General features: G+C 33.7%; 11 protein-coding genes. 8 read left to right on the top strand and 3 right to left on the bottom strand.

The window, feature by feature from the left end:
* The first annotated feature begins 538 nt into the window (after positions 1-538).
* The 6 genes from MPR_RS13810 to trpB all read left to right on the top strand — a co-directional run bounded on the left by MPR_RS13810 (position 539) and on the right by trpB (position 9,663).
* A complete protein-coding gene (locus MPR_RS13810) occupies positions 539-1,264 on the top strand; it encodes a LytR/AlgR family response regulator transcription factor (RefSeq protein WP_041893495.1) in 726 nt (241 codons plus the stop codon).
* The gene (locus MPR_RS13805) at positions 1,261-4,218 is read left to right on the top strand and encodes a sensor histidine kinase (RefSeq protein WP_041893493.1); all 2,958 of its coding nucleotides are present in this window, start codon (positions 1,261-1,263) and stop codon (positions 4,216-4,218) included. The genes MPR_RS13810 and MPR_RS13805 overlap by 4 nt, the downstream gene beginning before the upstream one ends.
* Before the next feature lie 3 nt (positions 4,219-4,221).
* Positions 4,222-5,343, top strand: coding sequence for a metallophosphoesterase (locus MPR_RS13800; RefSeq protein WP_041893491.1), 1,122 nt, complete (start codon positions 4,222-4,224; stop codon positions 5,341-5,343).
* A gap of 37 nt (positions 5,344-5,380) precedes the next feature.
* Complete coding sequence (gene abc-f / locus MPR_RS13795; RefSeq protein WP_041893488.1) at positions 5,381-7,240, top strand: ribosomal protection-like ABC-F family protein; 1,860 nt, start codon at positions 5,381-5,383, stop codon at positions 7,238-7,240.
* A gap of 300 nt (positions 7,241-7,540) precedes the next feature.
* A complete protein-coding gene (locus MPR_RS13790) occupies positions 7,541-8,188 on the top strand; it encodes a peptidoglycan-binding protein LysM (protein WP_175469360.1) in 648 nt (215 codons plus the stop codon).
* A 293-nt stretch (positions 8,189-8,481) separates the two neighbouring features.
* Positions 8,482-9,663 carry a tryptophan synthase subunit beta gene (gene trpB / locus MPR_RS13785; RefSeq protein ID WP_041893483.1) on the top strand — a complete coding sequence of 394 codons (1,182 nt, stop codon included), beginning with the start codon at positions 8,482-8,484 and terminating at the stop codon, positions 9,661-9,663.
* Between the two features lie 112 nt (positions 9,664-9,775).
* Here trpB and fumC read toward each other — a convergent pair whose 3' ends face one another.
* Positions 9,776-11,176, bottom strand: a complete 1,401-nt coding sequence (gene fumC, locus MPR_RS13780; RefSeq protein ID WP_041893480.1) for a class II fumarate hydratase — start codon at positions 11,174-11,176, stop codon at positions 9,776-9,778.
* A gap of 151 nt (positions 11,177-11,327) precedes the next feature.
* On the opposite strand from fumC, the gene MPR_RS18775 reads away from it, so the two are divergent.
* The gene (locus tag MPR_RS18775) at positions 11,328-11,504 is read left to right on the top strand and encodes a hypothetical protein (protein WP_167541467.1); all 177 of its coding nucleotides are present in this window, start codon (positions 11,328-11,330) and stop codon (positions 11,502-11,504) included.
* A gap of 172 nt (positions 11,505-11,676) precedes the next feature.
* Here the strand turns inward: MPR_RS18775 and MPR_RS13775 are convergent, their stop codons facing one another.
* A complete protein-coding gene (locus MPR_RS13775; RefSeq protein ID WP_041893478.1) occupies positions 11,677-14,154 on the bottom strand; it encodes a TonB-dependent receptor in 2,478 nt (825 codons plus the stop codon).
* Between the two features lie 84 nt (positions 14,155-14,238).
* Positions 14,239-14,580, bottom strand: a complete 342-nt coding sequence (gene arsC / locus MPR_RS13770; RefSeq protein ID WP_006258722.1) for an arsenate reductase (glutaredoxin) — start codon at positions 14,578-14,580, stop codon at positions 14,239-14,241.
* Between the two features lie 42 nt (positions 14,581-14,622).
* Between arsC and MPR_RS13765 the strand changes: the two genes are divergently transcribed.
* Positions 14,623-15,528, top strand: a complete 906-nt coding sequence (locus MPR_RS13765) for a CPBP family intramembrane glutamic endopeptidase (protein ID WP_041893474.1) — start codon at positions 14,623-14,625, stop codon at positions 15,526-15,528.
* Positions 15,529-15,533: the final 5 nt, after the last annotated feature.

The following is a 15,533-nucleotide window of genomic DNA, read 5'->3' as shown; positions in this document are numbered from 1 at the left end:
TTGTTTACCATTATCCAGATAAGCTCATTAGAGGAGAATAGGTGGAATATAAAAGAAGCATTGTTCAACAAACAAGGCTCTAGCTCCACCATTCTCGAGGTATTGTCCATGTATTGTCGAGGAATCTGCAAATAACACTAGTGTTTATAGGGGTTGTAGGCATTTTAAGAGTAAGTGTATAATTAGGTGTTTTGTATTTAATGTGTTGATATTTAGTGTTTTGATTGTTTTTGGGTTATAAAAAAAATGAGTTAGTTTTTTTATTAATTGTTCTGTTTAGGAGGTTTTTTGGGGGAGAAGGAGGAAAAAAGAGATATAGAAGTGACTTTTTTAGTATTTATAAGTCTATATATTAGCTAAAAAAGAAAAAAGTAAGCTAGTTATTTTGAATATATCTTACGGGTTAGAAGCTAAGAGAACTGTGATAAGTAGGATGAATATTATTGTCTATTTATATCAGTAGATGTAGTGGGTATACGGATGTATTGTTTATTTTTGCGTATACCACCATTATTATAAAAATAAATACCTTATTAACATGATGAATGAACTAGTTGTTTTAGTTGTAGATGATGAACCTAAAGTAGCTGAAGTACTTAAAACGATTATAGAGAAAAAAGTAGTATACCACGAACGAATAGTCGTACATACTGCCCATTCTGTACAAGAAGCAGTAAAAGAAGTTAATGCTATTTTGCCTGATATTGTATTCTTAGATATTCATATGCCTGAAGAGGATGGGTTTGAACTATTTAATTATGTTGATCAAAGTACTTTTGAGGTGGTGTTTACTACAGCGTATGACCAGTATGCTATAGAGGCTATTAATAAATATGACTGTCTGAAGTATATACTGAAGCCGATAGGGATACAGGATGTACAGAACGTATTCGATAAGTATAAAGAGCTAGAGGGATATCATTATTTCTATAAAATAATAAAGAATAATCAGAAGCGCTATATCGTACGAGTAGAGGATATCGTGTACTGTAAAGCTGCGGATAACTACTGTGAGATTTATTTAAAAGATCAGAAATATTTAGTGTCTAAGACATTAAAGAACGTAGAAGATAAAATAAAACACAAAAATTTTAAGCGGGTAAACCGTTCCTATTTAGTGAATGTAGATCATATCGATTATATCGATAAGGATACGAATGTAATTTGTTTTAAAGAACAAATGGTAGTGAATCATGAAGAGGTAGATAATGTGATTACGGTGGCTTCTGCTATGATGAAGGAGCTTAATAGCCTTAATATATGAGATATTTACTAACTGTATTTTTTGTATTCTTTTATTTTATAGGATTCGGACAGGGGATTATCACGAAGCAGTATACCATAGAGAATGGTCTGATGGCTAATGATGTACGTGCGCTCTGTGTGGATTCTAAGGGAATAGTATGGATAGGATCTCGATCTGGTCTAGCACAAAAAATACAAGGATTAGTAAAAGCCAATGAGGACGCTGCTCGATATCGATATACTAATATAACAGATATCATAGAGGATGATAAGCAAGGTATCTGGGTAGGGAGTTATGGGCAAGGTGTCTTATATAGAGGTAAAGGTGAGGTACGCATCATCAGTGTACAGCAAGGGCTTATTTCTAATAGAATAAGACGATTATATCACAATGGTGACTATATCTATGTAGCTACCTCTGATGGGGTATCTCTGATCTCAAAGAAAGATTTTACGGTTATTACTCCTAGTTTTGTTACGAATAAGCATCACCCATTTGAGGTGAGTGATTTCTTTGAATATCGAGGAGAGGTGTATGTAGCTACGATTAATGATGGAATATTTAAGCTAGTAAATAATGAGTTAGTTCTAGTAGAAAAAGAGGGAAGAATATTTGCTGCTATAGGTTTTGATGATAAAGTATTTATCGGAGGTGAGGATGGTTTAGTAGTCAAAGACTTGTCTACTAAAAAAGTGATAGCCAAGTATGATATTCCACCAGTCAAGGATATAAAGAAAGCCAATAATCAGTTGTATATCGTCAGCGGTGGAGTAGATGATAATAATGGAAGACTGTATAGATGGGATGGAGTCTCATTAGATAATATCACAGAGTACTTAGGAGTATCTTCTACGGACTTCTATTCTGTGGGATATGATGAAAAGAATGACTTCTTATATATAGGGACTAAATCTCAGGGAGTGTTTCAGATTGATTTATTCTCTCCTCTGAGTTATGATAGCTCACACGGGGGAGTGTCTGTTATAAAAAAGTTGAAAGACAGAGTGTTCTTCTTTACTCAAAAAGGAGTGCTGATACAGAATAAAGATGAGGAAGTAGGAACTATACCTCTATCAGCATTTAAGCATTATCAAGAACAGCATTATCGCAAACATTTAGCTATAACCACGAAAACCAATCACTTTTTTGAGATTGATTATACGGTGCCTGCGGATAAGATTATATTCTACTCCGCAGTAGAGTATAATGGTGCGATTTGGGTTAGTAGTAATATAGGAGTATTTCAGATCGGGTATAACGGGTATATTTTATCCTATCATTCTATTCATACCTACCAGTTTGGTTATTATCAAAACCGATTTATTGAGACTAATCCTTTTGGAGGAATAAGGGTATATCAGGACTTGAATAAGATGGACTATCAGTACCACTTTAGGGTAGATAGTGATGATATACCGAGAGATATTGTAGATATAGAATATGTAGGGGACAAGATGTTTTTGGCAGGAGCTCTAGATGGATTGTATACTTTCGATGGAAAGAACTTTATGTCCTTGTCTAAGCGAAATTTGTTTCCTGAGAATAGATTAAAGAAGATAGAGAGAGGAGCTAATAATACACTTTATGTAGCTACGGACTTTAATGATATTTATATACTAGAGACGCAGAGTGGGAAGTATATGGTGAAAGACTTTATTTCTAATAAAGATATCACAGGGGCTAATATAACCTTATTAAAATGTATAGGACAAAGAATATTAATAGGGACTAGTAAAGGACTAACCGTTATAGATGGTAAGGATAAGTTTCATTTTGATAAAGAACAAGGTTTTGGCAATGATGAGATCCTATCTTATGAGCTTAAGGATAACTTACTATTTATAGGAACAGTAGATGGAGTGTATACTCTGGATATTACCTATTTTAAAAGAAGACATGTTCAATACGAAGTCAATATTTCAGATATTACGATCAATGGACATGAATTAGAAAGAAATGGTGAGGTGTATCATCATATACGAAAACTAGAACTAGATAGTAGAGAAAACAATATTCAGATAGGCTTTGAGGTACTAGGAACAAAGTTTCCGGGTAAGTTAGAGTTTCAGTACCGTTTAAAGTTAGGAGAGAATTGGATCAGTGTAAAAGAGAATAGATTAGACCTACACTATCTAGAGTCGGGTTCTTATCCTATAGATATTAAGGTATATGACTATGATAGCGGAAATGAGTTAATATATCCTCTCTTATTCGTAGAGGTAGATAAACCGTTTTATGCAAAGGCTTGGTTTATTATCTTATGTGCATTTCTGCTATTAGCGATATCTTCTTTGTTCTATTTGTTTAGATTTAAACAGTTGAGGAAAGTTCAAATAGCAGAGCGCAAAAAGTTAGAATATCAAAAAAGATTAGCAGAGGTGAAACTACAGTCTGTACGTAGTCAAATGAATTCTCATTTTATATTTAATGTATTGAGTTCTATTCAGTACTATATTATAAAAGAAGAGGTAGATGACGCACTCTTTTATTTAGAGCGTTTTGCTCAATTAATAAGAACAACACTAGATATGTCTACCAGAGAACGCATTACCTTAAAAGAAGAATGTGAGTACCTGAGTACATATGTCGAGATTGAAAATATGCGATTAGATGGAAGGGTGAGTTTCGAGATAGATGCAAAGGGAGTAGATCTAAGAGGTATATTAGTTCCTCCTTTATTACTACAGCCTTTCGTAGAGAATAGTTTAGTACATGCTTTTCCTCAGCATATAAAGAGTCCTCGTATTGTGATTTGTATTTATAAAACAGAAGAAGAGTATTTAGTCATAGAGATAAAGGATAATGGAGTAGGAGATACTACTGTGAATAATAAGAAACATGAATCTAAAGGTATGGCAATCGTGAAAGAGAGAATTTCGCTAATCCAATCTTATCTAGATGAAGATTTGATTATCAAACACGATAGTGAGGGGACAGTAGTAAGAATAGTATTAAAAAATGTTTTAAAGTAATCAATGAAGAGATTTCTTTTTTTAGGCATATTCATTATGTATATGCTGTCTAATGTATATGTGTTTTTTAATTATAGTGCATTAGTTAGAGATAGTGATTTTAGTATAAAGGTGTTGTTCGGTGCTATAGCATTGACGATGTCATTAAGCATACTTATATTCTATGGTGTAGGGAAGAGAATGCCTGTATACCTAGCATCATACTTCTATAGAATAGGTACGGGGTGGCTTATGTTAAGTATATACGCTTTTATGCTGTGTTTACTTTTTGATATAGGAGCATTGATTAATCATTTTACACAGCAGTCTACCTTATTTATCTATGATCATTACTCTTCTGCCCGTGGTTCTCTGTTGATACTGTTGACACTAATAATTGCGTTTATAGGACATATTACTTATCTTAAAAAGAAGAGAAAAGAAGTAGTGATAAAGGTGAATAAAAAGTTGCCTAAAGAACTACGTTTTGTCTTGTTGACAGATTTGCATCTTGGATATGCTATAGAACATAAGGAGTTAAATAAATGGGTAGATACTGTCAATGCTGAGCATGCTGATGCTGTGCTGATAGCAGGAGATGTGATAGATGTAAGTCTGATACCGTTACAATATTATAAGTTAGATGAGGTGTTAAAGAAGTTTAAGAGTGAGTATGGTACGTATGCGTGTCTAGGTAATCATGAATATCTAGCTGGAGTAGAGGGAAGTATTACGTTTTTAAAGTCAGCAGGTATAAATATATTACGCGATCAGGTAAAGGTACTAGAAGATATAAACGTGAATCTGATAGGACGAGATGATAAGACGAATCGACATCGTAAAGAGTTAGGTGAACTGATGAAGGGGATAGAGGAAGATAAACTGAATATTTTATTAGATCATCAGCCTTATGCTTTAGAAAATGCTGTGAATAATAGAGTGGATCTACAGTGTTCTGGACATACGCATAGAGGACAGATGTGGCCTGTGTCGTGGATAACAGATCGCTTATTTGAGAATTCGCATGGGTATCTAAAGAAAGAGGATACACATATCTATGTCAGTTCTGGTGTAGGAATATGGGGAGGTAGATATAGAATAGGTACTGTGTCAGAATACGTCGTAATCAGAGTACAAGGAATATAATAAAATAAAGGCTATTTTTGTAAAAAAATATTAGATTGTGAATTATTTATCGGTTGAGAATATAGCGAAATCCTTTGGTGCGAGAACATTGTTCGAGGATGTATCATTTGGGATTAATAAAGATCAGAAGATTGCTTTCGTAGCAAAGAATGGAACAGGTAAAACAACCATTTTAAAAATCCTGACAGGAGAAGACTTTCCAGATGCAGGACAAGTAGTCATGCGCAAAGGTATCCGTATGGCCTTTTTGCCTCAGGAGCCTGCACTGCAAGATGAATTGACAATAGAAGAAAGTATTTTTGCTTCAGACAATGATACTTTAAAAATCATAGAAGAATACGAAAAAGCATTAGAAAATCCAGAAGATGCAGATGCTTATCAGAAGGCATTCGAGAAGATGGATGCTCATAATGCTTGGGATTTTGAGACACAGTATAAACAAATCTTGTTTAAGCTGAAGTTAGAAGATCTGAAGATAAAAGTAAAAACATTATCAGGAGGACAACGCAAAAGGTTAGCATTGGCTATTATCTTAATTAATAGACCAGATTTGTTAATCCTAGATGAGCCTACTAACCACTTAGATCTAGAGATGATCGAATGGTTAGAGAATTACTTCGCTAAGGAAAATATTACGTTGTTTATGGTGACGCACGACCGTTTCTTTTTAGAAAGGGTTTGTAATGAAATTATTGAACTAGATAATGGTAAGATCTATCAGTATAAAGGAAACTACTCTTATTATTTAGAGAAAAAAGAGGAACGTCTAGCGATAGAGAATGCAAGTATAGACAAGGCGCAGAACTTGTTTGTAAAAGAGTTGTCTTGGATGAGAAGACAGCCTAAGGCACGTACGACTAAGTCTAAGTCTCGTATTGATGACTTCTATGTGATTAAAGAAAAAGCACATAGTAGAAGACGCGAACATCAAGTAGAGTTAGAGATTAATATGGAGCGTATCGGTAGTAAGATCGTGGAGCTTCATAAACTACATAAGAAATTTAAGGATAAGGTCATCTTAAATGACTTTAGTTATAATTTCAATAAAGGTGAGCGTATTGGTATTATCGGAAAGAATGGTAGTGGAAAGTCTACTTTCTTAAATATCCTTACTCAAGGTATACTACCAGATGCTGGTAAAGTAGTAGTAGGAGAAACTATAAAAATAGGATATTATACACAAGGAGGGATTAATATAAAACCAGAACAAAAGGTAATCGATGTGATTAAAGAGTTCGGTGAGTATATTCCATTGGCGAAAGGTAGATCTATATCAGCAGGACAGCTTCTAGAGCGTTTCTTGTTTGATAGAAAGAAACAACATGACTTCGTAGAGAAATTAAGTGGAGGAGAGCTAAAACGTCTTTATTTATGTACAGTATTGATTCAGAACCCTAATTTCTTGATTCTAGATGAGCCTACGAATGATTTGGATATCGTTACTTTAAATGTCTTAGAAAGCTTCTTATTAGACTATCCAGGTTGTTTAGTGGTAGTTTCTCACGATAGATACTTTATGGATAAGATTGTAGATCATCTATTCGTATTTAGAGGAGAGGGAGAAATAGAAGATTTCCCAGGTAACTATTCTGACTTTAGAACGTATGAAGATAGTATAGAACCAGTAAAAGAAGAATCAGCAAAAGAGAAGGTAAACTGGAAGGAAAGTCAAGTTAAAAAAGGATTGACTTTTCAAGAGCAAAAAGAGTTTCAAAAAATAGAAAGAGAGATTGCTAATTTGGAGCAAAAGAAGGTGGAAATAGAGAAATTATTTTCTGATGGAAAAGTAGGAGATGATGAGATCGAATCTAAAGCAAATGAACTTCAGAAAGTACTAGCAGAATTAGAGGATAGAGAAGAGAAATGGTTTGAACTTTCTTCTAAAATGGAAGAATAAAAAGCACCATAATTAATAAAAATAAAAAAGGTACAATATTGAGCAATATTGTACCTTTTTTTTCGTTTAGCAGCCTATTTTAGTGATGTGAGCTCTTTTAATTTATGATTTATTTATGAAACAAACAAGATTGAAAAAGTTAATTATTTATTTTTTAAGTCATTGGTTTTTAGTTGTTTGTTTTGTTTTTGGATGTTAAAATTTGAAAAGTGATATTAAAAAAATAGGAGAATGTGAAAAATGAAGTAACTTTGCAAACAGAAATTTCAAGTGGTGACAGGGCTTGAGAAATTAGTTTTAATGAGAAAAAAATGTTCTTTTTTTATTGGTATTGTCCTATTAACAGGGGTAGGAGTTTCAGGTTTTAAACAGTATGAAACTATGCTTTTAGAGGAGTATAAAATAGTTCCTGAAGGTCCCCTATCTTATGATTTTCCATACAGCGATTTGGCTAAGGAAGAGTCAGGAGAGTTATTAGCAATACCATTTATCGGAAAGACTTATGTCGGTTTTAAACAGGCATTGGCAGTACGCGAATCTTATGGATTGTACAGAATAGTAAATTCATATGGTTACATGGGCAAATACCAGTTTGGTAAAGTGGCATTACGTTCAATAGGAGTAACGGATACGACTAATTTTTTACATGATCCACTAATGCAAGAGAAAGCTTTTGATGCTTTGGTTGCGAAAAACAAATGGATCTTGAGAAAAGAGATTGAAAAATTTGATGGTAAACGCATCGGAGGAATTGCAATTACAGAGTCAGGAATCTTAGCAGCAGCTCACTTAGGTGGAGCAGGTTCTGTAAAGAAATTCTTGAATAGTAACGGAGCAAACGGTTTCCAAGATGGATACGGTACTTCGATACGTACATATCTAAAAAGTTTTAGTGGATACGATGTATCTGATATTACAGCTGAGAAAGATGCTGTAGTAGTATTATAACTCTTTAGAAAAGAAAAGCTTAAAGGATATCATTTAAAAAATGGTATCCTTTTTTTATTGTTTATTGAAAATAAGTTTTTACATTTGCAATTCAATAAGTAGAAAAACGAAATGAATTTAATTCTAACAAATACTTGGTGGTGGACTAAACTTACGTCGAATGTCGTGAGCAGTCCTTGCTATGTATATATGAATTAAGAGAAATAATATATAATACCTAGAAGAGGCTTGTCAAACGACAAGCCTCTTTTTTTTGTGCCTTATCGAAAGTAAAATTTAAAACAATATATAAAATGAAATATCAAGTTAATCAAGACGGTTATTATGGGAATTATGGAGGAGCATTTATCCCTGAAGCATTAGCTCCAATTATTGGTCAATTACAGAGAGAGTATATCTCCATTATTGAACAAGAGGATTTTCAACAAGAAATGAATCAGTTATTAGAAGATTATGTAGGTCGTCCTACTCCGTTATATTTTGCAAAGGGGTTATCAGAGAAGTATAATACTAAAGTGTATTTAAAGAGAGAAGATCTATGTCATACAGGAGCTCATAAGATTAATAACACTATCGGTCAGATATTATTAGCAAAACGCTTAGGAAAGAATAAAATAGTAGCAGAAACAGGAGCAGGTCAACATGGAGTAGCTACAGCTACAGTATGTGCACTTATGGGAATGGAGTGTATCGTATATATGGGGGCGTTAGATATAGAAAGACAAGCGCCTAACGTAGTACGTATGAAAATGCTAGGTGCTGAGGTTAGAGCAGCAGAGTCTGGTGCAAAGACATTAAAAGAGGCTGTAGATGAGGCTTTACTATACTGGATAGAGAATCCTGATGATACATTCTATTTGATAGGATCAGCAGTAGGCCCACACCCTTATCCTGATATGGTGAGTAGATTCCAATCTATTATATCTAAAGAAATTAGAAAACAACTATTAGCAAAAGAAGGAAGAGAAGAACCTGATTATATAGTAGCTTGTGTTGGTGGAGGTAGTAATGCAGTAGGAGCTTTTTACCATTTCTTAGAAGATGAACAAGTGAAGTTAATTGTAGCTGAAGGTGGAGGAGAAGGAGCTGATAGTCCAAAAACAGCGGCTACTTCTTTTGTAGGAAAAGAAGGAGTGTTACACGGAAGTAAAACGTTGTTTATGCAAGATGAAAATGGAGAGCCTCTAGAAGCATATTCAGTATCAGCAGGTTTAGATTATCCTGGTTTTGGGCCACTGTATGCACATATGAAAGAATTGGGAAGAGCAGAGTTTTATGCTATTAAAGATGATGAAGCAATGACAGCTGGGCTAGCCTTGTGTAAAGTAGAAGGAATTATCCCTGCGATAGAAAGTTCTCATGCTTTAGCAGTATTAGAACAACGCAAATTTAAACCAGAGGATATTGTTGTAATCAATTTATCAGGAAGAGGAGATAAAGATTTAGATAATTATCGCAGTTATTTTAACTTCTAAAATAGATAAAGTATGTATTTAAGAATTGTTATCTGAAGAGAACTGTTTAAAAGGTAAAAAGCCAATAACATATCATATGCTATTGGCTTTTCTATTTAAGATTCAGTATGTTTTAATCTTCGATATTCCCAATCATTAACTTAGGGTCAACCCATTTGTCAAAATCTTCAGGTGTAACATATCCTAATCGAACAGCTTCTTCTTTTAGCGTTGTACCATTAGCATGAGCAGTTTGCGCTATTTCAGCTGCTTTGTAATAACCAATTTTAGTATTTAAAGCCGTTACTAGCATTAATGAGCTATCTAATAATTCTTTAATACGTTTGTCGTTTGCTTCAATTCCTTGTGCACAATGCTCATCAAAAGAGATACAAGCTTCTCCTATCAGTCTAGCAGACTGTAAGAAGTTGGCTGCCATCACAGGTTTGAACACATTTAGTTCAAAATGGCCTTGTGTACCAGCAAAAGATATTGTTGTATCATTACCTATCACCTGTGCAGCTACCATAGTAAGTGCTTCACATTGTGTAGGGTTTACTTTACCAGGCATGATAGAAGATCCTGGTTCATTTGCAGGAATAATGATTTCGCCAATTCCAGAACGCGGTCCAGAAGCTAGTAGTCTGATATCATTAGCTATTTTATAAAGAGAAACAGCAAGTTGTTTTAATGCTCCATGCGTTTCCACAATTGCATCATGGGCCGCTAAAGCTTCAAATTTGTTTGGAGCAGTTACAAAAGGTAGCTTTGTAAACTTAGCGATATACTCTGCTACTTTTACATCATATCCTTTAGGGGTATTTAATCCTGTACCTACAGCAGTACCTCCTAGAGCTAATTCAGCAAGATGAGGTAAAGTGTGATTTAATGCTTTTAATCCATAATCTAACTGTGCTACGTAACCTGATATTTCTTGACCTAGTGTAAGAGGAGTAGCATCCATAAGATGTGTACGTCCTATTTTTACTACATCTTTTAGATCTTTAGCTTTCTTATCTAATGTGTTTCTCAATGCGGTTACACCTGGGATAGTATATTCTACGACAGCTTTATAAGCAGCAATGTGCATTGCAGTAGGGTAGGTGTCATTAGAGGATTGAGATTTGTTTACATCATCATTTGCTTTAAGCACTGGTTCATCTTCACCTATTTGAAGACCAGCTAATACTTGAGCTCTATTAGCAATTACTTCATTCACATTCATGTTAGACTGTGTACCAGAACCTGTTTGCCAAATAACTAAAGGGAAATGAGCGTCTAGTTTGCCTTCTAGTATTTCGTCACATACTTTAGCGATATGATCTCTTTTTTCTGAAGGTAGAACATTTAAATCAGCATTCGTAAAAGCTGCTGCTTTTTTAAGATAAGCAAAAGCTTCTATGATTTCGTGTGGCATAGATGCTTCAGGACCTATTTTAAAGTTGTTTTTAGAGCGTTCAGTTTGTGCTCCCCAATATTTGTCTTTAGCAACTTTTATCTCTCCTATAGTGTCTTTTTCTATTCTGTATTCCATTATTAATTTATTTAGAATGATTGTACCCTAAAGGTAAGGAGAATTATTTAGTTTCATTCTAAAGAAAGATTAAAAGTTAAGGTAGACTAGGTAGAAAAAATAAAAGTGAGTATATTTACAGCGTATATACAAAAATTAATCCGGAGAAAACATGTTTGAATTTCAACAGTATTTAGGTTTCATCGTTGCCATGACTGTAGTTACTATGGCATTTTGGCTTATGATGTTCTTAGTTGGTTTCGTATCTTACTGGGCAGTAGGTGGAGCTAGAGAACTAATAAAAGAGAAGAAAGCTAAAAGAGAGCAATTAGAAGAAAATCAGATCTAGTATTTGGTTTAAGAAATAAAGAGTCATAATATGTATTATGACTCTTTTTTTATGCCTATTTATGAGGGTTGATAGATTCGAAAAATAAGGGAACAAAAAAAGGGACTACCTAATGGTAGTCCCCTAACAAATAATAAATTTATAATAGTTTAGTAAAGGTTTCTTTGTTTGATTACATCATTTCTCCTTCTCCTTGTTCTTCACCACCACCAGCATTTCTTTGTTGTTTCTGTCTGTCCATTTTAGTTTGGTTAAAACGATAAGTAAATGATAAGTTTACTTGTCTACCTCTCCACTGCATTTCACTGTGTGAAATAGATGTTGGTAAGTATGTGTCAGATTCTCTTTTTCTAGAATTGAAGATGTCACTCACGTTTAATGTAATGGTAGCTTTATCTTTTAGGATATCCTTGCTTATAGAAGTATTAGCTGATAAGTTTCCTAATGCTTTTCCTTGTGACGTATCATAAGGTGCTCTATACATTCCATTTACTTGCCAATCTATTTTATAAGGCAATGATATCTTAGATGATAATCTAGTAAACCAAGCATAAGAGTTTTGATCAAAGTTTTGAGTTTCTACTGTTCCATCTAGTTTAGTGAAACTATAGTCTCCTTTTGTTTCTGTTCTAAAGAAGTTAAAGTTACCATTTAATTTCCACCATTTAAATGGAGTATAGTTTAAGGTAAAATCAAATCCATATCTGTATTCTGTAGCTAAGTTAATTGGTGAACTAACAATAATAGTTGTGCCACTCGCATTTGTACCCGCTTCTCTTCTTACGAATTGGAACGTATCATCAGTTTTATTTAAGTATGCAGATGCACTAAGCGTAAAGCCACTCCATCTCTTTAAATATCCTAAATCAAATGCATTTGTTTTAGCAGGGTTTAAATCAGGGTTTCCTTGAAAGAAGTTGATGTCACTTGTATAATTAGAGAAAGGGTTTAAGAAATGCCCTCTAGGACGCATAATACGTTTACTATAACTAATACTTACGTTACTAGATTCATCTAATTCATAGTTTAAGAATAAACTAGGGAAAAAGTCATCGTATTTCTTATTGTTGTAATCTTTGCTAGTTAATTGGTTTACATCAATATTACTTTTTTCCCAACGGAACCCAATCATATAATTAAGTTTGTCAGTTATTTTGTTTCCGTATTGAGCGTAGAACGCATTAACCTGTTCTTTATATTCTAGTACATTAGAAACTTTAGAGTTATTAACCCATTGGTTATTTGTTAAGTTATAAAGACCAAAGTTATTAGTAGTAGTCTTAAATGTCCCTAAGTAACCAGCTTCAAAGCTTCCACTTTCTCCTAATGGTAATGTGTAGTCTACTTTTACTAGTCCTGACTTATATTTATCATCACTTAGAGTTCTTTCGTAAGTCATTATGTTATGCTTATCATTAATATCAGAGATATTAGCATCATCATCACTAGTGTCTTTAGAGATACTAGCTTCTACTGTTAACTTATGATCTTCTTTAGCGAATTTCTTTTCAAATGACGTTGTATATTCTACACTGTTATAGTTTGACTTACGTCTTTCTTCTCTATATCTATTATAGTCTAAGTTGTGGTTACCATCGTAATATTGGTAATCAACAGAGTTAGGAGAAGTACCATTACTTCTACGTACATTCACACTATTAGACCAAGTTAGAGAAGGAGTGATATAATAGTCAAGACCAAACATACCATTGTAGCCTTGTCTTTCTCTATTGTTGTCTTTATACTCATCGATGTATTGTATAGGATTACCATCACTATCTAGATATTGGTTGTTGTTTCGCCCATATCCTTTTGTTTTAGTATCTCTATAAGATAAGGTAGTATAGAAGTTATATTTCTCTCCACGGATATTCACATTACTATTAAGCTCATAGTTACGAGGATCTCCTATAGTACCAGTGATATTACCATTGATACCTTGTGATTTACCTTTTTTAAGTACGATATTAATAATACCAGCCCCACCTTCAGCTTCATATCTTGCTGATGGATTAGTAATTACTTCTACTTTCTCAATTGATTCAGCAGATAGAATACGCATTGCTTCTTGGATATTATTAGCAAGGCCAGTAGGTTTTCCATCGATAAGTACTTTTACATTCTCGTTACCACGTAAACTAACAGCACCTTCGCTATCTACAGTTACTGAAGGAACGTTGTCTAACACATCTCCTGCAGTACCTCCTTTTACAATCATATCTTCACCTACATTATAAACTTTTTTGTCAAGTTTAATATCCACAGTAGATTTTTCGGCAATGACCATTACTTCGTCTAGCATTTGATTGTCATCTGTAACTTTCTTAATACCTATATTGGTATTTCCATTTACAGCTACTTTGCGTAGTTCAATAGTTTTAAAACCTAAGTATTCTATACGAATTAAGTATGACCCATCAGGTACTTCAAAAGAGTATTGCCCTTTTGAGTCGGTCATACCTCCTGAGACAATATTAGCATTGTTCTCATTTTGTGCGAATACACTCGCATATTCTAAAGGAAGATTTGTAGCAGCTTCTACTACAGTACCTATTACAGTACTTTTTTTAGAGTTCTGTGCTAATGCTGTTACCCCAAACATTAGAGTTAACAGCATTAGGAGAACTTTTGTAGTTTTTAATCTTTTCATTATAGTCGTTAGTTTTATAACTATTAGACTATAATTTGTGGCGAAGGTTTAAAAACTGAATAGTTAATAAATTGTTAATTAAACTTACAGGATTTCATGAATCTTTTCTGTAGGTCTTGCAATAACAGCTTTAGGGCCATTAACTACAATAGGTCTTTCAATAAGCTTTGGGTTTAAAACCATAGCTTCGATTATCTCGTCATCGCTCAATGTATTACTTCCAAAAGTATCTTTCCAAAATGCATCTTTTGTACGAACTAAATCAATTGGATTGTAATTGAGTTTTGTTAGTATCGTCTTTACATCATTTTCAGTAAGGTCTGCATCCAAATATTTTATAATTTTGTATGCTACGCCTTGCTCTTCCATGAAAGCAATACTTTCGCGTGATTTGCTACAACGCGGATTGTGGTAAATTGTGATCATAAATAAGGAATTTTATACCAAATATAGTACATTTTTTGAGATATGGGAATTATTGAACAGTTATTGAGAATAAACAAAAGTCAGAAACTTTGGTATTATTTACCTTTTTCGTTATTTTTTTTAGGGATTATGTTCCTGAATTGGATTTCTTTAAGATATTCAGCCGTATCTACTAACGAAATCATAAAAATGAATATTGATAAATTTGGTAAAAATATCAATTTTTTGATAACTATAGGGCCATTAGTATTCATGCTTGTGTTTCTAATAGCCTGGGTATTAGTAGTTCATAAGCAGAGCTTGCTAAGCCTTACTACCTCTAGGGCTAAGGTAGATTGGAAGAGAGTGTTATTTGCTTTTTCTTTATGGAGTTTTGTGATTATAGCTTTCTTTATCTATGGATATATAACTTCTCCAGAAGACTATGTCTTTTCGTTTAAGTTGTGGCCTTTTTTAGTATTCTTCTTGTTTGCGATTGTTTTAATCCCTTTACAAACTAGTTTTGAAGAATACTTTATGCGCTCTTATTTAATGCAAGGAATAGGTCTAGCTACTCGCAGTAGAGCAGTAGCTTTGTTTACAACCTCTATTTTATTTGGTTTAATGCATTTAGCTAATCCTGAGGTAGAGAAGATAGGATTCTCCATTATGATTTATTATATAGGGACAGGGTTCTTTCTTGGAATCATCACCTTAATGGATGATGGTGTAGAATTAGCCTTAGGCTTCCATGCTGCGAATAACTTAATAGGAGTACTATTAGTTACTTCTGATTGGACGGCTTTTCAGACAAACTCTATTTTTACCAATATTAATTCAGAAAGTGTTATCTCTCCGTGGGAATACATTATCCAAGTCGGCATTGTATTACCTCTAATGATTTTAGTCTTTGCTAGAAAGTATAAGTGGAAGAATTGGAAACATCAGTTATTTGGTAGAGTAAGATAAAAGAA

The sequence above is a fragment of the Myroides profundi genome (genome assembly GCF_000833025.1).
GTDB lineage: Bacteria > Bacteroidota > Bacteroidia > Flavobacteriales > Flavobacteriaceae > Flavobacterium > Flavobacterium profundi_A.
The sequence above is the reverse complement of the archived record's forward strand: the minus strand, read 5'-3'. Positions and strand labels throughout refer to the sequence as shown.

Excerpts from the sequence above, each read along its gene's own strand:
- MPR_RS13765 (WP_041893474.1), top strand. The coding sequence starts at position 14,623 with ATGGGAATTATTGAACAGTTATTGAGAATAAACAAAAGTCAGAAACTT.
- MPR_RS13775 (WP_041893478.1), bottom strand. The coding sequence starts at position 14,154 with ATGAAAAGATTAAAAACTACAAAAGTTCTCCTAATGCTGTTAACTCTA.
- trpB (WP_041893483.1), top strand. The coding sequence starts at position 8,482 with ATGAAATATCAAGTTAATCAAGACGGTTATTATGGGAATTATGGAGGA.
- fumC (WP_041893480.1), bottom strand. The coding sequence starts at position 11,176 with ATGGAATACAGAATAGAAAAAGACACTATAGGAGAGATAAAAGTTGCT.
- MPR_RS13805 (WP_041893493.1), top strand. The coding sequence starts at position 1,261 with ATGAGATATTTACTAACTGTATTTTTTGTATTCTTTTATTTTATAGGA.
- MPR_RS13810 (WP_041893495.1), top strand. The coding sequence starts at position 539 with ATGATGAATGAACTAGTTGTTTTAGTTGTAGATGATGAACCTAAAGTA.
- MPR_RS18775 (WP_167541467.1), top strand. The coding sequence starts at position 11,328 with ATGTTTGAATTTCAACAGTATTTAGGTTTCATCGTTGCCATGACTGTA.
- arsC (WP_006258722.1), bottom strand. The coding sequence starts at position 14,580 with ATGATCACAATTTACCACAATCCGCGTTGTAGCAAATCACGCGAAAGT.
- MPR_RS13800 (WP_041893491.1), top strand. The coding sequence starts at position 4,222 with ATGAAGAGATTTCTTTTTTTAGGCATATTCATTATGTATATGCTGTCT.
- MPR_RS13790 (WP_175469360.1), top strand. The coding sequence starts at position 7,541 with ATGAGAAAAAAATGTTCTTTTTTTATTGGTATTGTCCTATTAACAGGG.